Genomic DNA, 17,210 nt, shown 5'->3' on the forward strand with positions numbered 1-17,210 from the left:
GCCGCCCGTTTCCCATTCATTTCGGTCAGATGTAGGGCGAGAGTGCTGCCCATCCCCATCCACCGAGAAGGCCGAAGAACACCAGCCAGCCGATCCGCTTGTTGCTCCTGAAAAGAGCGAGGCACTGGTCCGGATCGTCGATATCCAGCGTACGGATCTGCCGTGCCATATGGAGGCCTGCGGCGACGAGCCCCGCGAAGGCCGGTAAGGGGACCTTAGCAAGGGAAAAGGCAAGCGCAAAGAAAACAAGCGCACCGGAATACAGCCAGATCAGCGCCCAACCGGTCCGGTCGCCAAAGAGACGCGCCGTGGAGCGCACGCCAACGAGGGCATCGTCTTCCTTGTCCTGATGGGCGTAGATCGTGTCGTAGCCGATCGTCCAGAGCACCGCGCCGGCGTAAAGCGCGAGCGGCGGCCAGTCGAGCGAGCCGTGCCAGACCTGCCAGCCCATCAGCGCACCCCATGAAAACGCGAGGCCGAGCACGCTCTGCGGCCAGTTGGTGATGCGCTTGGCGAAGGGATAGATCGCGACGATGACAAGCGATGCGATGCCGGTGAGGATCGTTGCGAGCGCCCACCCTGATGGCACTCCAAGAACAAGAAGCGGCAGAAAGGCAAATCCCATAAGCACGGCCAGCCCCAATAAGGCCTGCGCGATTATGAAGGATAAAGCCTGTTTTCCGCTAACCTGGCCGGAGGGAAGCGGGCGGGACCGCGTGCGGGCAACCTGCGCGTCGATTTTCCGGTCGATCAGATCGTTCCAGGTGCAACCCGCGCCGCGCATGGCGATGGCGCCGATCATGAAAAGAAGAAGCTCGGCGACGAAGAGAACGACAATGGCGGGCGGGGAGAGTGCAGAGTAGGTCTCTCCTGTTTTCGAAGCGGCTCCCCAGAAAGGGCTGGAGACGTTCTGTGCGCTCGCAGCCATGGCAAGGCTCCACCAGCAGGGCCACAGCAAGAGCCACCAGCCGATCGGACGGTCCCAACGCGCGAGCTGGGCGTAAGGCCAGGCCGAGGGCCGCAGAAGCCTGTAGACCCAGTGTCCGGAAGGAGCATCGGCAACACGGCCCTGACGGCCAAAATCCTGAACCTTATCCATGCCGGCAGATTGCAGCGCGGGGGCGGACGGTCAAGCCATCTCTAAGGGAAAGCAGACGCGCACGCTTGATTCGCCGGCTGGCCCGCCATAGGGCAAATGGAAAGACGAATAGCGCGGAAAGAGGTCATGACCGGAATCAATACGCTTCTTATCGGCTCGGGCGGACGCGAACACGCCTTGGCGTGGAAAATCGCGCAGTCGGACCGATTGGGCAAATTCTTCGCCGTACCCGGCAATCCCGGTATCGCCGACCACGCTGAATGCGTGCAACTGGACGTCTCCGACCACGCGCAAATCGTTGCCTTCTGTAAGGATGAATCCATCGATCTTGTCGTGGTTGGACCTGAAGCGCCCTTGGTCGCCGGGCTCGCGGATGATCTGCGCGCGGCAGGCATTCCCTGCTTCGGCGCTTCGAAGGACGCCGCGCAGCTGGAAGGTTCGAAAGCCTTCACCAAGGAAATCTGCGACCTGAAAAATATTCCCACGGCCGGCTGGGCGCGTTTCAACAATGCGCCGAAAGCGAAAGCCTACCTCCGTTCCAAGGGCGCTCCGATCGTCATCAAGGCCGATGGCCTGGCAGCCGGCAAGGGCGTGACGGTCGCCGAAACGGTCGATCAGGCCTGCGCCGCCGTCGACGACTGTTTCGAAGGCCTTTTTGGTTCGGCTGGTGCGGAGGTCGTCGTCGAGGACTTCCTGTCGGGCGAGGAAGCATCCTTCTTCTGCCTTTGCGATGGCAGAACGGCCGTAGCGCTTGCCGGTGCCCAAGATCACAAGCGCGTCGGTGATGGCGACGTCGGTCCCAACACCGGCGGCATGGGAGCCTACTCACCCGCTCCGGTTTTGACCGACAAACATATCGAAACCGTCATGACGCGGATCATTCAGCCGACGCTGGACGGGATGGCGGAACGCGGCACGCCCTTCACCGGTGTGCTCTATGCGGGGCTCATGATTGACGAAGAAGGTCCGAAACTCATCGAATATAATGTCCGCTTCGGAGATCCTGAATGCCAGGTGCTGATGGTTCGTCTGAAGAGCGATCTGCTGCCGGTTCTACATGCCGCAGCGCTGGGGCGCCTAGCCGAATGCGAAGAGCTGGAATGGACGGAGCAGCCGGCTCTCACCGTAGTCATGGCCGCCGAGGGCTATCCCGGCACACCGAAAAAGGGCGGTGCGATAGCAGGACTCAACGAAGCGGCCGGCGAAGGCGTGACGATCTTCCATGCCGGAACGGCGCTGAAATCCGGTCAACTGGTCGCTAGTGGGGGACGCGTTCTGAACGTAACCGCCAATGGCGCGACGCTCGAGCAGGCACGTGAGCGCGCTTATGGCGCAATCGAAAGGATCGATTGGCCGGACGGGTTCTACCGGAGCGATATTGCCTGGCGGGCCTTGAAACGCGAAGGATGAACCTCCGCGTTTCTTTCCGTAACATCTAGAACCGAGAAAATCAGCGGATGCGTTTTTGCTTGGCAGTGGCGTCGTTCTCGACATTCCAGCCAAGAAGCGGCAGCGATGGCCGTTCAGGCGTATTATCGATGATCGCCTGAATCCGTTCGAAGAAGCCGATTTCGCTTTCTTCCCGCTTTTCCGTCTTGGGCGCTACCTTGGTCGTGACTTTCTTTTTCAGCTGGGTTCTCTCTGCAGAGAGAAGAGAGGCGCGCGTCATCCGCTTGTTGCTGACAAGTTTGCTATGATCGACCGCGGCGGTTTTCTTTCCGCTATCGATCGATTTCAGCGCGATCGTCGCCTCGTCTGCGGTGGCCCTGTCCTCTTTATCGGAAGCTGTAGCCTTCGATGCCTTCTTTTCGGAAGGGCCTTCGGCCGCATTTGTGGACTTGGCAGGGGTGAAGGCCGAGACGGTCAGGTCAGATTTGGTCTGCACCGGTCCTATTGTCTTGCCGGACACGAAATTGGCGAGCGCCTGACCTGCCGTCCGTTTTGAGCTTGAACGACCGGCAAATGCCATCATTTCGCCAGCGGATTTCGACGTCGTCACGGCGCCGGCAGCGTCCGCTAAAACATTATCCGCTTCGGCCTCGTCCAGCGCTGCGACCGATACGGCTTCGCCGGAGTCGCGCGGCGAGCGCATGGGAGTCGGCATCGCGATGAAGCCTTCGTCCGCCGTGGCCACTTCGACCATTTCTCCGGCGGCAGCCAACTGGCCTTCATCTGTGTCCTCGTTTTCGGCGACGAGAATTTCGTCAGGCACGCGTTGCGGCGCCAGCTCGCCGAAGGGCCATGCCTTTTGCAGGGCAGCCTTATTCATCGGCGCGACGTTCACATCGATGTCCTCGGCGGTGCCGAGCGGACGGTAAGGGCATGATGATTTGCCCTTGCAATTGATGTGGCTCGCGAACTGCCAAAGAGCGTAATTTTCCCAGTTGCCGAGCGGAAAGACCCCTTCGATCTCGGTACGGTAGCGGGCGTACCAGATCTGCAGGCGGGAAAGGATCGGATACTCATCGGCGCGCTGGGCGATGAATTCCGATGTGCTGCCATTGGTGTAGAGCACCGGCCAGCGGCCGGTTCGCGCCTTGATCCGCTTGGCGAAAATCTCGGCGTCTTCCAGGCTCATAAATTTTTCAGGATCGTTATCCTCGATGTCGATCGCGATCAGCTCGTCATCCTGCGGATCGGCAAATTGAAGGAAATGATCGGCCTGTTCTTCCGGGTTGCCCGGCCGGCCCAGATGATAGGAGCCCCAGACATAGCCGAGGCTCTTCGCCATGGTCTTGCGTGTATGGTAGAGTTCCTTGGTGACGGAGTACCGCTTCCATGCCAACCGGCAATGGTCGTATTCCATGCCCGAGCCCTTGCACCGGTATTGCGGCGGCAGGCCGTCGGAGGCCTTGTTGATGAAGCCGCCCACGCGCTCGTCGGAGGAAAGCGCATCCCAGTCGATCGGGTTGTATTCATAGGCGTCGATGACCAGAGCGCGGTCGTCGCGCTTCCATGGTTCATTGGCCGTTTCAGCCGATGCCGGCAATGCCATCATGGCTGCCAGAATTGCGCCGCCGATTCGTAGAGTGAGTGTCTTCATGCCGTCCCGCACGCAGCATCCCCTCGTTTTGTTTGTCTGTTTGGCTTCCGACATCCCACGGAAGCGTTGCCCACGCTGCAACTTATGGCGGGGCAATGGGGCTTGGGTTTGACGGAAATGGGCCGGCAACTGCCACATTTGGTGTCCGCCGGGATCATACGTCCGGTTGTGGAACACGCCTGAAGCTGGACATGGATGGTCCTCTGCATCACTTGTGCTGGCAAATATAAAGGCAAAAGCCCGGACAGATGATGGGAGGCACAGCATGTACCGCGCCCCGGTTTCAGAAATTTCTCATACGCTCAAGCACACGGTGGATTTCTCAGCGGCCATGGAGAAGGGCCGATTCGGGGAGGAGGTTTCGGAGGATCTGGTCGATGCGATTCTCGACGAGGCTGCGCGCTTTGCCAATGAAGAGATGACACCCCTCGGACCCAATGGCGACCGCGACGGTGTGAGTGTGAAGGATGGCACGGTCACCACGGCAGAGGGATGGGCCGATCTTTATCGCCGCTGGATCGAAGGCGGCTGGAACGCGATTACCGGACCGGAAGATTTTGGCGGGCAGGGCCTGCCGATGGCACTCGGCCTGGCTGTCGCCGAAATGTGGAACAGCGCATCGGTCGCGTTCTCACTCTGTCCCACATTGACCATGGGCGCGGTCGAGGCGTTGGAGGCCCACGGCACTGACGAACTGAAAGCGATCTATCTCGAAAAGCTGGTGTCCGGCGAGTGGACCGGCACCATGAATCTGACCGAGCCGCAAGCGGGTTCCGACCTGGCTGCTTTGAAGGCCAAGGCCGAGCCTGCCGGCGACGGCACCTATCGTATCTTCGGCCAGAAAATCTACATCACCTACGGCGAGCACGACTTCACCGACAATATCGTGCATCTGGTGCTGGCGCGATTGCCCGACGCACCCGCGGGAACGCGTGGCATTTCGCTTTTCCTGGTGCCGAAATTCATTCCGAACGAGGACGGCACGCCCGGCACACGCAACGATGTCTACTGCCACAGTGTCGAGCACAAGCTCGGTATTCATGGCTCACCGACCTGCACGATGATCTATGGCGACGGCAAATTCGGCGATGAGGCCGGCGCCATCGGCTGGCTCATCGGCGAGGAAAATCGCGGTCTGAATTGCATGTTCACGATGATGAACAATGCCAGGCTTCTGGTTGGTCTTGAAGGTGTGGCCATTGCCGAAGCGGCCTACCAGAAGGCGCTCGCCTATGCGGAGGAGCGGCGACAGGGCAAGGCACCTGGCTGGGATGGCCAGGGCATGGCGCCGATCGTGCTGCATCCTGACGTCCGGCGTAATCTGCTGACCATGAAAGCGCTGACCGGCGCGGCACGCGCTATTTGCTACGCCTGCGGTATAGCCATCGATCTTAGTCACGATCCGCACGGCGTTTCTGCGCGAGGGGCCGCATCTGGCGCGGAAGGAGAGGCGGACGATACGAGCAAATGGTCCGCCCGCGCCAATCTTCTGACGCCGATTGCCAAGGCCTTCTCCACCGATGTGGGTGTCGATGTCGCCAATGTGGGCATCCAGGTTCATGGCGGCATGGGTTATGTGGAGGAAACCGGTGCGGCGCGTCTACTGCGCGATGCGCGGATTGCACCCATCTATGAAGGTACCAACGGCATCCAGGCGATCGATCTGGTCATGCGCAAGCTGCCGCTAGCCGACGGCCGGGCCGTCCATGACTACATCGTCGAACTGCGGCAGATTGCCGAGAAGGCAGGACAGTCCAATACGCAGGCGCTTGGCGCGACCGGCGAACGCCTCACTCGGGCGCTGGACGACCTCGACGAAGTGACGACATGGTTGCAGGAGCGCCTTCAGGCCGGCGAACATGACATCGCGCTGGCAGGCGCGACCCCTTATCTTCGCCAGTTCGGGCTGACGGCCGGCGGTTGTTATCTTGCCAAGGGTGCGATGGCGGGAAGCGGTGAAGGTCAGGCGGCTCTCGCTCGCTTCTTTGCTGAAAACGTGCTCTCCGAGACCGCTTCCCTTAAAGACCGTGTCATGACGGGCGCGCCGAGTTTGAGTGCCGCCGCCGAGCACGCTCTGGTCACCGGCTGATCGGGGGAAGATTATGAGCGAACACATCAAGGTGAGCCGCGAGGGCGCGGTCAGCGTCATTCGCATGGATCGCATCGAGAAGAAGAACGCGCTGACCCGCGATATGTATGCCGCCATGGCGACGGCCATTCGGGACGCCGATGCCGACGATGCGGTCCGCGTTCACCTGCTGATGGGTGGGGAAGGCGTCTTCTCGGCGGGGAACGACCTTGGCGACTTCATGGCGATCGCCACGGGGGGCGAGCATGGCGGTGAGGTCTTCGAATTCATGGACGCCATGATTCGGGCCAGAAAGCCGGTCGTATCCGGTGTCGACGGCATCGCTGTCGGTATCGGTACGACGATTCACTTCAACTGTGATCTGACGATTGCCACTGCGCGGTCCAGCTTTACGACACCGTTCCTCGACCTCGGGTTGACCCCGGAATTTGCATCTTCGAAGCAGGCGCCGGCAATCATGGGCCATCAGCGCGCCTTTGCGCTTTTGGCGCTGGGCGAGCCGCTAAGCGGCGAGGAGGCGCGTGACGCAGGCCTTGTCTGGAAAATCGTCGAGCCTGAGCGGCTCGAGGTGGAAGCGTTGGCCACGGCCGAGCGTCTGTCGCGCAAGCCGCCGGAAGCTCTTGCGATCGCCCGTGATTTACTGATGGGCGATCGCGACGCCCGCCTGGCGCTTTGCAGGAGTGAAGGTGAGCTGTTTGGCGAGCGCCTCAGAAGCGATGAAGCGCGCCAGGCTTTTCAGGCTTTCATGACTCGCAGCAGGCCCTCAAAGAGCTAGCCCTTACGGATAGAGGCGCGTTTTCCGCCACGTTTCGCTTTCGCGATCGAACCGCATGCGATCATGCAGGCGAAACGGCCGGTCGTGCCAGAACTCGATCTGCACCGGCGTCAGGCGAAAGCCGGACCAGTGCGGCGGACGGGACGGTTCTTCGCCCTCGAATTTGCGCTCATAAGCGGCGACGGCATTTTCCAGCGTCTCTCGATCGGGCAGGGGGCGAGACTGTTGGCTGGCCCAGGCGCCGATTCGGCTGCCCCGAGGGCGCGAGGCATAATACTCGTCGGCTTCGTCTTCAGCCACCGGAGCGATAGTGCCGCGAATACGCACCTGACGCCGCAGGGACTTCCAGTGAAAGCAAAGAGCGGCGCGATGCTGAGCGAGAAGCTGCTGGCCTTTCTGACTTTCGAAATTGGTGTAGAAAACGAAGCCTTCTTCGTCCAAACCTTTCAGCAGAACCACCCGGACATCGGGCATGCCGAATTCGTCGACGGTCGCCAGTGACATGGCATTGGCGTCGTTGATTTCCGTCTTCTCCGCATCGGCCAGCCAGAGGCGAAAGAGCTCGAACGGATCGGAATGTTCGGTAAAGTCACCAGCCGTTAACTCTGTCGGTTCCAAAATGAGACGTCCTGTTATTGCGTTCGGAGAGGCAGTTTGCCCGCTAGCCGTCAATTAAGGCAGCGCGAGATGAAGCGCCAGTCACGGTGTGTCCCGGTGACAACGCTGGCGTTTATTGCGTGGGGCCTGGCCGGCTGCGGTGGTGGGGTCAATCTCGCCAAGATCGATGACGATCCAACGCTGATAACAGGTTCGATTGCCCCGTCAGAAGCCAAGACGAAGGCCGCGCCCGATCCCTTTGGCAGTGCGGTCGAGGACGAACTCCAAAGCGATCGCGAAGCGATTATCGGCATGGTGACGGCTGCGGATCTCTCGACCCACGGGGAAGAGGGGCTGGCCTGGCGAAATGCCAAAACCGGGGCCTCCGGTCAGATTGACAGCATTCGTGAAAAGACCGAGGGCGGTGTGACATGTCGTCAGTTTACCGTCAGCCGCCAGACTTATCAGGGCGTAGCGCTCTGGACGGGTGAGGCCTGCCGCGGCGCGCTGGATGAATGGATGGCCACTCGCTTTCAGCGTGTATGACCCTTTTAAACGCGTTTAGACTGGAAGTATGGGACGTAAGTTACCATATTCACGGTAACTGAAACTCTGCATTTTCCGTGGATTGAACAGCGATGGCCCGCGACCCCTATACAGTGCTCGGCGTCGCCAAGACGGCGTCGGACAAGGAAATCAAGAGCGCGTTTCGTAAGCTCGCCAAGAAGTATCATCCTGATGCGAACAAGGATGATCCGAAAGCGCGTGAGCGCTTTTCAGAGGCGAGCCAAGCCTATGATATCGTGGGCGATACCGAAAAGCGCAAGCAATATGATGCCGGTGAAATCGACGCCGAAGGCAAGCCTGCCTTTGCCGGGTTTGCCGGCGGTGGCGGCGGCGATCCGTTTGGCGGTTTCCGCCGGGGACAGTCAGGGCCGGGAAGTTCGCATTTCGAGTTTCGCAGCGGCCCTGGTGGCGGAGGCGGCTTTACGGACGATATTTTTTCCGAACTTTTCGGCCGGGCCGCTCGCGGCGGAGCAGGCGATCGTGGCGGCTCCCGGCGGCAATCATCTTCCGGCTTTTCGCCGAAGGGCTCGGACATCCAGGCGACGCTTGATGTCACCTTGGAGCAGATTCTCGGCGCCGAAAAGGTGACGGCTGTCTTTTCGGACGGCCGAAAGCTCGCGGTCAAACTGCCTGAACATGTGGAGGACGGCCAGACCATTCGCCTGCGCGGCCAGGGTGCCGCTTCCCCCATGGGCGGAGAGCCGGGTGATGCGCTCATCACGATTCGCTTCATCCCACATGCCCGGTACCGCATTGATGGTTCAAATCTGCATATGGATCAGCCGATCGATCTTCGGCAGGCCGTATTCGGCGGCAAGGTTGCCGTGGATTTGCCAAAGGGTGGACGCGTCGCGCTGACCGTTCCGAAATGGTCGTCCTCTGACAAGGTCCTGCGCATTCCGGGAAAGGGCCTGGGTCGGAAGAATGGCGGCTCCGGCGACCTTCTGGTTCACCTTCGTATCATGTTGCCGGAAGGCGGTGACGCCGCGCTCGAGCAGTTTCTCCGGCACGAAACCGCGGAGCAGTCGGCCAGGGAAGGAAGCATCTGAGCGATGCGCTTGGATGCATCATTGCCACCAGCTGCATGATGTGATGTCCAGCGCTCGGCTTCAGCCCATTACCAGGGTATTCACCCTCCAAACCCGTACGCGGTGGAGGTCGCTCGGGATATAAACAAGCGACGTCAGCGGCGAAAAACGGCAGCAGCATTCAAGGAAAGCTTTTCACCGGTTTTAACTTGGGAAGCGATATACTTTTCCACGCTTCGGATACGCTCACGCATCCTGCAAAGCCGTAATGACAATTGTGTTGATAAGCACGATCGACGATGCCTGTGCGTCGCTGATGGAAGCCGGGGTATGCACGGGTGGGAGTCGTTCTAACGCGTGTTCCCAGTTATATTTTACGGACCGTGGTCCATAAACGGCTGGAATTCTTGGCCGTCATTTGAAAAAGGCGGGCGGAGCGGTGAACTTGAACGCCCATGATGCTTGTGCGATAGCGACGCGGAGTGTTTCCGCTCAGCGCATGCGTCTGGAGAGTTCATATATGGCTGATACTACTGGGCTGTTGGCAGGCAAGAAAGGCCTGATCATGGGTCTCGCCAACAAAAAGTCGATCGCTTGGGGTATTGCGAAATCGCTCCGGGACGCAGGAGCCGAAATTGCTCTGACATGGCAGGGCGATGCGTTGAAGAAACGCGTCGAACCGCTTGGTCAGGAACTCGATGCGCTGCTGGTTGCCGATTGCGACGTCACCGATCCGGATTCCATCGATGCGGCATTTTCCACGCTCGAAGAGAAGTTGGGCAAGATCGATTTTCTCGTTCATGCGATCGCGTTTTCGGACAAGAGCGAACTGGACGGCAAATATCTGCAGACGAGTCGCGAGAACTTCCTGCGCACCATGGATGTGTCGGTCTACTCCTTCACGGCTGTTGCGCGCCGCGCCGAAGCGATCATGAATGATGGTGGCTCGATGCTGACGCTGACCTATTACGGCGCCGAGAAGGTCATGCCGCATTACAACGTTATGGGTGTAGCCAAGGCCGCTCTGGAAGCATCCGTGCGCTATATCGCGGTCGATCTCGGTGATCGCGGCATTCGCTGCAATGCCATCTCGGCTGGTCCGATTCGCACCCTGGCGGCGTCGGGCATCGGCGATTTTCGCTACATCCTGAAATGGAACGAACTGAATTCGCCCTTGAAGCGTAACACCACCATCGAGGAGGTCGGTGATTCCGCGCTCTATCTTCTTTCCGATCTCGGTCGGGGCATGACCGGCGAGGTGCTGCATGTCGATAGCGGCTACCACGTCGTCGGCATGAAATCCGTCGACGCGCCAGACATCGCGGTGGCGACTGGCGACAACTGAGAGAAGAGTTTCAACCGCATAAGGGGCGTCCGTGCCGGATTCCGCGCCGATTTATCTCATTCGCCACGGTCAAACCGACTGGAACGCCGAGAGCCGGCTTCAGGGCCAGACCGACCGTCCGCTCAACGAGACCGGGAAGGCGCAGGCGCTGGCCAATGGCAGGTCGCTCGGCAATCACCTTGGCGAGACGGTTGGAGCTTACATCTTCGTCTCTTCGCCCATGTTGCGGACCTGCCAGACCATGCGCTTGCTTCGGCAGGGCATGGGGTTGCCCGAGGATGATTTTCGCACCGACCCGCGCTTGAAGGAACTCAGCTTCGGGGCGTGGGAAGGTTCAACCTTCGAAGAACTGGAACGTCGCGAGCCGGGCGTCACGGTGCGCCGTGACGCCGACAAGTGGAACTACCTTCCGCCGGGAGAGGGCGCCGAAAGTTATCAGAATCTGCTCGGTCGGGTGCGTCCTTTCTTCGACGAGCGTTTCTCTGAGGATCGTCCCACGGTCTGCGTTGCGCATGGCGGCATTCTGCGATGCGCATTCCGGCTGTTCGGTGGCCTGAGCGAGGATGACGCGGCTGCGATGGCTGTTCCCCAGGACCGCGTTGCCCGGATCGTGAACCGCGCGATCGGCTGGCTCTAGCGGTTTCGGTGCCTTGCCGGCGCCAAGGCAAGCGTCTAGGAGAAGCCCGTTCCGGCTGAGGCAGTAGGGAAGGGCGCGGTGATGAGCTACAACAGTTTCGGCCATCTTTTCAGGGTCACGACCTGGGGCGAAAGCCATGGGCCATCTCTCGGCTGCGTCATTGACGGTTGCCCCCCGGGAATCGATTTCACCCCTGCCGATATCCAGCACGAACTGGACCGACGCAAACCCGGCAAGAGCCGTTTTGTCACCCAGCGCCGCGAGGCCGATGAGGTGAAGATCCTTTCCGGTGTGATGGAGAAGTCGGGCCCCGACGGAGACGGATTGGTCACCACCGGGACGCCCATCTCGATGATGATCGAGAATACCGATCAGCGTTCCAAGGATTACGGGCAGATCGCGGAGCAATACCGGCCGGGTCACGCCGATTACACCTACGACGTCAAATATGGCTTGCGGGATTACCGGGGCGGCGGCCGCTCCTCCGCTCGTGAGACCGCGGCGCGCGTTGCCGCTGGTGCCCTTGCGCGCAAGGTTGTGCCCGGCCTCAGGGTGCGGGGTGCGATTGTCGCTATCGGTGAAAAGAATATCGACCGCGGCAATTGGGATTGGGATCTCGTCGAACGCGAGGACAATCCCTTCTTCACGCCTGACGAAGCCTCGATACCGGTCTTCGAGGCGTATCTCGATGAGATCCGCAAGTCGCATGATAGTGTCGGCGCGATCATCGAAATCGTTGCCGATGGCGTGCCTGCCGGGCTTGGCGCGCCGATCTACGCCAAGCTGGATACAGAGATTGCGGCCGGCCTGATGAGCATCAACGCCGTGAAGGGCGTCGAAATCGGTGAAGGCTTCGACGCTGCCCGTCTCACCGGCGTCGAAAATGCTGACGAAATGCGGATGGGTTCAGACGGCAGGCCGACCTTCCTCTCCAACAAGGCGGGCGGAATTTTAGGCGGTATTGCAACCGGAGAGCCGATCGTCGCGCGTTTCGCCGTCAAGCCGACCTCGTCCATCCTATCGCCTCGCCGCAGTGTCGACCGCCAGGGCAACGAGGTCGAGGTGGTGACAAAGGGTCGGCACGATCCCTGCGTCGGCATCCGCGCGGTACCGATCGGAGAAGCTATGGTCGCCTGCGCAATCGCCGACGCCTTTTTGATGCATCGCGGACAGACCGGCCGAATCTAGGGCGGCAGCCGTCGAACTCTGGCCCGATCCGTGCGTTATCGTGGACGCGACACGGAGATCACAAATGACACAGAAATCATTATTCGACCTGGCTGGCCGCATGGCCAAGATCGATATCTGCATGTTGTGCAGCAAGACCGCTGGCAATCGGATCGGCGCGCGACCGATGAGCAACAATTCCGATGTCGAGTATGACGGCACGTCTTATTTCTTCACGCTGGACGACAGTCGCATGGTCTCCGACATCGAGAACGACGGTCAGGTCTGTCTCACATTTCAGGGCGAAAACTGGTTTTCGCTGGCGCTCGAGGGAAAGGCCAAAATCAGCAGGGATCGTGAAACATTCGCCGAGCATTGGGTACCGGATCTCGATCGCTGGTTTCCGAAGGGCGTCGATACCGAGGGCCTTGTCCTGATCGAGGTTTCCGCCGAGCGGCTCGCCTATTGGGATGGCGAAGAAAATGGCGAACTTGTTCTGGAGGACCGGTCGGTTTGATCGGATATAAGGCCAAAACAGTCTTCGATCTCTGCCGGGCCATGGCTCTCGTAATGATATTAGGCGGTGCGGCTGCCCATGCCGCGAATGCCGAATCCGAGCCCGACGGCGAACTGGCGGTCGAACGCGTTCCGTTGCCGTCTTCTGCGAAGGATGTCTTGCTGCTGGCTGATGGCGCCTTCTTGCTGACCGACGATGGCTATTTGCGGCTGGCGCCTTGTGAGGCGACAGCCGTCTGTGCCGAACCTGTCGGAGGTGTCGAATTACCCCGTCCGACGCCGGGCGGTGGGATGCCGGATGGCACCATCGCGGAGCGCGACGGCGGCGATCTGACGGAGGCCTGGTATGCTGGGCCGACCCGTCGCTACGATCACGGCATACTGGGCGATGAATTCGAAGCGTCTGCCCTCATTGCCAGAAGCAGTGAAGGCGAGACGTTTCGGGCCGAACTGCCCTCCGATTCGGTATTTGAGGATCTGACACCCCGTCTGGTGGATCTGGATGGCGATGGGCGAACCGAAATCGTCACGATCATCAGTGATGGCGATGCGGGCTCGCGACTGTCGGTATGGGGCCTTGTCGGCGATAGTCTGGCGGAACGCGCCGCCAGCGCGCCCGCCGGCCAGGCCAGACGTTGGCTGAACCCGCTGCCTGTTGAAGACGACAATTCCATCATGTCTGTCATGACCCCGCATTTGGGCGGGCCTTTGTTGGAATGGCAATTCGAGGATGGGGAACTTTCCGAGCCCCGGCAGTTGGGAGGCGACATCGCCTTTTCCAATCATGCCATTGGCAGCCGAGATCAGTCGCTCGCCGTCCGCGAGGGCGAAAAATGGGCGGTTCCGGAGAAGGGGCTCAAGGTCCTGATCTTGGGAGACGGGCCTGCTGTGACCCATCGTTTGCCGCTGGATTTCACGATTGGCGACGACATCGCTCTTGTCGGCAATGCCATCGTAATGCGATCAGTAGAGGGCGAGCTCTACGCGGTGCGACGTCCTTGACCGACGCAATGGCCGTCTCGTCTGAAAAGGGGACAAAGAAACATGACCACACGCCTCTATCATCATTCGATCTTTCAGGAGCATCTGACCGGACCGGGGCATCCGGAACGACCGGAGAGACTGGCCGCCGTCGAGCAAGCGCTCACCCATGAAGCCTTTCAGAACCTGATCCGTGTAGAGGCACCCGTCGGTCCTGAAGAGGCGATCCTGATGGCCCATCCAGAGGGCCATCTCGAGGCTGTCCGTGCCGCAATCCCGCGTGAAGGCTCCGAAGAACTTTACCGCTTCGATGCCGACACGGTGGCCAGCCCGAAAAGCTGGGAAGCTGCGCTGCGCGCGATCGGCGCAGGCTTGAGCGCTGTGGATGACGTGATGGCCGGTGAGATGGACAACGCTTTCATCGCCGCCCGGCCACCCGGCCACCACGCCGAAAAGACCAAGGCGATGGGATTTTGCTTTTTCAACACGGCGGCGATCGGCGCACTGCATGCCTTGAAGAAGGGGGCAGATCGCGTCGCAGTGGTCGATTTCGATGTTCATCACGGCAATGGCACTCAGGACATTGCCTGGGACAATCCGAACTTCCTTTATTGTTCGACGCATGAAATGCCGCTCTATCCCGGCACCGGCGCGAAAGATGAAACCGGGGCGCACGACAATATCGTCAACGCGCCGCTTTCGGCGGGGGATGATGGCGATGCATTCCGGGCCGCATTCAATGAGCGGGTGCTGCCGGCCATCGTGAAATTCAGGCCCGACCTTCTGATTATCTCCGCGGGATTCGACGCGCACCATCGCGATCCGCTTTCCAACATCAATCTGGTGGAAGACGATTTCGACTGGGCGACCGGTAAGCTGCTCGACGTGGCAGGAGCGGTCTGCGACCATCGTGTCGTCAGTTACCTCGAAGGCGGATACGATCTTATGGGCTTGGCGTCGGGCGCCGGCACCCATATTCGCCGCCTGATGGAGGGTTGATAAGTGGTTGAAAACGAGCATCCGCCTGTCGAGACATTATCTTTCGAGGCCGCAATGGCCGAGCTGGAAAAGATCGTGACGGCTCTGGAGGAGGGCAATGTCGCGCTTGAGCGCTCGATCGCCCTTTATGAGAGGGGCGAAGCGCTGAAGGTGCGTTGCGATACTCTCCTCAAAAGTGCGGAAGACAAGGTCGAGAAGATCCGCCTGTCGCGAGAGGGTGAACCTGTCGGAACAGAGCCACTCGACCCGGAGTGACGATGCCGTCTCAACGTCCGTTCGATCTCGCCAATTGAGTGCATGACGCGTCATTGCACTTGATAAGCGCGCCGGTTCAGTGCACCCCTCTGTCATGGGTTTTGTGGAAGCGCGAAAGAGACTGGATCAGATCCTCCTCGAGCGCGGCGTCTTTGACAGCCGTTCACGCGCTCGCGATGCGATCTTGCGCGGCACCGTTCAGGTCGACGGCCGACCGGCGGAAAAGCCCGGACAATCGGTCTCAACCGCGTGTGAAATCCGGGTCGACGATCCGGCCCTCCATTATGTTTCGCGGGCCGCGCTGAAGCTGGATCATGCCATCGAATCGTTTGGTCTGAGCGTGCAGGGAGCGAAAGCTCTCGATGTCGGTGCTTCGACCGGAGGATTCACGCAGGTGCTGCTTGAAGAGGGCGCGGAGCATGTCGTCGCCCTCGACGTTGGCCACGATCAGTTGCATCAGAGTCTCCGCGACGATCCCCGCGTGACGGTCATGGAGCGGTTCAATGCCCGCGACCTGAAATCGGACGATTTGCCTTATCGGCCGGATGTGATCGTCTCGGACGTTTCCTTCGTCTCCTTGCGACTGGCGCTGAAGCCCGCCCTTGAGTTGGCGCCATTTGGCGCGCGCTGCGTCCTTCTCGTGAAGCCACAGTTCGAACTTTCGCCGGAGATGATCGGAAAGGGCGGCATCGTGCGCAATGTCGCGGTCGCCGAAGCCGTCGCCCACGATCTTCGAATGTGGCTCGACCGGCTGAAGGGCTGGCGTTCACTGGGCGTCGTTCCGAGTCCCATTCTCGGCGGCGAAGGCAATCGCGAATTTCTTCTTGCCGGCGTGAGGAACACCGAGTGAGCGCTGCCGCTGCCGTCAGGTGGACGATACGGCAGATCGGCAATAAGGGCGACGGCATTGCCGGCGACGAGGCCGGGAATACTGCCTTCATTCCGTTCACACTGCCGGGCGAGACCGTCAGCGCCGCTGTTACGAACGGGCGCGGCGAATCCATCGCCATTCTGCAACCCTCATCCGAACGGGTCGAGCCGCCCTGTCCGCATTTCGGCGATTGCGGCGGCTGCGCGCTACAGCATTGGGAGCGGCGAGCCTACTCCACGTGGAAACGTGAGAAGCTGGTCGATGCGCTGAAGAGCCGCGGCATCGATATTGAAGTTGCGCCGCTCATCGACTGTCCCGAGCAGGCACGCCGCCGCGTGACGTTCGGCGTTCGTCGGACGGAGGCGGGCCTGCTGCTCGGCTTTCACGCCGCGCTCTCCAACCGCATCGTGCCGATTGAGACCTGTATCATTGCCGACCCAGCGATCGTCGCGTCACTTCCGGCTCTTCGTCTATTGGGTGAGGCGGTTGCGACCGGCACGGCGCCGTTTTCCATGACGGTAACAACGACGGAAACCGGCCTCGACGTGGCCCTTTCCGGACTTTCCGCGCCAGATGAAAAAGTCCGCCATGCGGTGGTCGCGCTAGCGCTGGAGTTGCGGTTCGCGAGGGTCTCTTGGAATGGAGAAATTCTCGTCGAGCCGGTGAAGCCGGACATCGTTTTCGGGACGGCGAAGGTCACGCCGCCCCCTGGTGCCTTTTTACAGGCTGTCCCAAGTGCCGAAGAGGCAATGGCCTCTCTTGTGGTGGAGCATGTCAAAGGGGCCAAGATGGTCGCCGACCTTTTCGCGGGATGCGGTACCTTCGCACTTCGGATGGCGCGCAAAGCCAATGTGCACGCGGTTGAGGGCGAAGCCGCGCCACTCGCTGCCCTGCAAAGCGGCTTCCGATTTGGAGAAAAGCTTAGGCAGGTGACGGTCGAAAAACGCGATCTGTTCGACCGGCCGCTGACCTGGAAAGAGCTAAAGTCATTCGACGCGGTGGTCTTCGATCCACCCCGCGCCGGTGCGGAGGATCAGTGCCGGCAATTGGCGAAAAGCGATGTGCCGAGGCTCGCTGCCGTTTCCTGCAACCCGGTTACGCTCGCGCGTGATCTCTCCATCCTGTTGGATGGCGGCTATACGCTCAAGTCGATCACGCCGATCGACCAGTTCCTCTGGAGCCCGCATCTCGAAGTGTTGGCTCTTCTGGAAAAGCCGGGCAAGTCGCGTCGGCGCCGCTGA

At 60.5% G+C, this 17,210-nt stretch carries 17 protein-coding genes; 14 read left to right on the plus strand and 3 right to left on the minus strand.

The features are described from left to right. Positions 1-25 precede the first annotated feature (25 nt). On the minus strand, positions 26-1,099 hold the full coding sequence (gene ubiA / locus D8780_RS03650) for a 4-hydroxybenzoate octaprenyltransferase (RefSeq protein WP_121644401.1): 1,074 nt from the start codon (positions 1,097-1,099) through the stop codon (positions 26-28). Between the two features lie 135 nt (positions 1,100-1,234). Here ubiA and purD point away from each other — a divergent pair, with 135 nt between their 5' ends. Beyond that, positions 1,235-2,509, plus strand: coding sequence for a phosphoribosylamine--glycine ligase (purD, locus tag D8780_RS03655; RefSeq protein ID WP_121646339.1), 1,275 nt, complete (start codon positions 1,235-1,237; stop codon positions 2,507-2,509). A gap of 40 nt (positions 2,510-2,549) precedes the next feature. On the opposite strand, the gene D8780_RS03660 is transcribed toward purD, so the two are convergent. Beyond that, positions 2,550-4,142 (minus strand): GH25 family lysozyme, encoded by a 1,593-nt coding sequence (locus tag D8780_RS03660; protein WP_245412247.1) that lies wholly within the window; start codon positions 4,140-4,142, stop codon positions 2,550-2,552. A gap of 265 nt (positions 4,143-4,407) precedes the next feature. Between D8780_RS03660 and D8780_RS03665 the strand changes: the two genes are divergently transcribed. Then, complete coding sequence (locus D8780_RS03665; protein WP_121644403.1) at positions 4,408-6,231, plus strand: acyl-CoA dehydrogenase family protein; 1,824 nt, start codon at positions 4,408-4,410, stop codon at positions 6,229-6,231. Between the two features lie 13 nt (positions 6,232-6,244). Continuing rightward, positions 6,245-7,006 carry a crotonase/enoyl-CoA hydratase family protein gene (locus D8780_RS03670; protein ID WP_121644404.1) on the plus strand — a complete coding sequence of 254 codons (762 nt, stop codon included), beginning with the start codon at positions 6,245-6,247 and terminating at the stop codon, positions 7,004-7,006. A gap of 3 nt (positions 7,007-7,009) precedes the next feature. Here the strand turns inward: D8780_RS03670 and pdxH are convergent, their stop codons facing one another. Next, entirely contained in the window at positions 7,010-7,624 is a 615-nt protein-coding gene (gene pdxH, locus D8780_RS03675) for a pyridoxamine 5'-phosphate oxidase (protein WP_121644405.1), read from the minus strand. 69 nt (positions 7,625-7,693) lie between these two features. On the opposite strand from pdxH, the gene D8780_RS03680 reads away from it, so the two are divergent. The 11 genes from D8780_RS03680 (at position 7,694) to D8780_RS03730 (ending at position 17,210) form a co-directional block, all read left to right on the plus strand. Further along, complete coding sequence (locus tag D8780_RS03680; protein WP_121644406.1) at positions 7,694-8,149, plus strand: RT0821/Lpp0805 family surface protein; 456 nt, start codon at positions 7,694-7,696, stop codon at positions 8,147-8,149. Between the two features lie 92 nt (positions 8,150-8,241). Next, a complete protein-coding gene (locus D8780_RS03685) occupies positions 8,242-9,219 on the plus strand; it encodes a DnaJ C-terminal domain-containing protein (protein ID WP_121644407.1) in 978 nt (325 codons plus the stop codon). 499 nt (positions 9,220-9,718) lie between these two features. Further along, entirely contained in the window at positions 9,719-10,543 is an 825-nt protein-coding gene (gene fabI / locus D8780_RS03690; RefSeq protein WP_121644408.1) for an enoyl-ACP reductase FabI, read from the plus strand. A 31-nt stretch (positions 10,544-10,574) separates the two neighbouring features. After that, positions 10,575-11,180, plus strand: a complete 606-nt coding sequence (locus tag D8780_RS03695) for a histidine phosphatase family protein (protein ID WP_121644409.1) — start codon at positions 10,575-10,577, stop codon at positions 11,178-11,180. Positions 11,181-11,261: 81 nt separating this feature from the next. Next, positions 11,262-12,368: a chorismate synthase gene (gene aroC / locus D8780_RS03700; protein ID WP_121644410.1), complete on the plus strand. Its 1,107-nt coding sequence runs from the start codon at positions 11,262-11,264 to the stop codon at positions 12,366-12,368. 64 nt (positions 12,369-12,432) lie between these two features. Beyond that, positions 12,433-12,864, plus strand: a complete 432-nt coding sequence (locus tag D8780_RS03705) for a pyridoxamine 5'-phosphate oxidase family protein (protein ID WP_121644411.1) — start codon at positions 12,433-12,435, stop codon at positions 12,862-12,864. After that, positions 12,861-13,865: a hypothetical protein gene (locus D8780_RS03710; RefSeq protein ID WP_121644412.1), complete on the plus strand. Its 1,005-nt coding sequence runs from the start codon at positions 12,861-12,863 to the stop codon at positions 13,863-13,865. Before D8780_RS03705 ends, D8780_RS03710 begins: the two co-directional genes overlap by 4 nt. Before the next feature lie 42 nt (positions 13,866-13,907). Then, positions 13,908-14,843, plus strand: coding sequence for a histone deacetylase family protein (locus D8780_RS03715; RefSeq protein ID WP_121644413.1), 936 nt, complete (start codon positions 13,908-13,910; stop codon positions 14,841-14,843). Positions 14,844-14,846: 3 nt separating this feature from the next. Further along, positions 14,847-15,098: an exodeoxyribonuclease VII small subunit gene (locus D8780_RS03720; RefSeq protein ID WP_281004559.1), complete on the plus strand. Its 252-nt coding sequence runs from the start codon at positions 14,847-14,849 to the stop codon at positions 15,096-15,098. 94 nt (positions 15,099-15,192) lie between these two features. Next, a complete protein-coding gene (locus D8780_RS03725) occupies positions 15,193-15,948 on the plus strand; it encodes a TlyA family RNA methyltransferase (protein ID WP_121644414.1) in 756 nt (251 codons plus the stop codon). After that, on the plus strand, positions 15,945-17,210 hold the full coding sequence (locus D8780_RS03730) for a class I SAM-dependent RNA methyltransferase (RefSeq protein WP_121644415.1): 1,266 nt from the start codon (positions 15,945-15,947) through the stop codon (positions 17,208-17,210). The genes D8780_RS03725 and D8780_RS03730 overlap by 4 nt, the downstream gene beginning before the upstream one ends.

The organism is Notoacmeibacter ruber (genome assembly GCF_003668555.1).
Taxonomy (GTDB): Bacteria; Pseudomonadota; Alphaproteobacteria; order Rhizobiales; family Rhizobiaceae; genus Notoacmeibacter; species Notoacmeibacter ruber.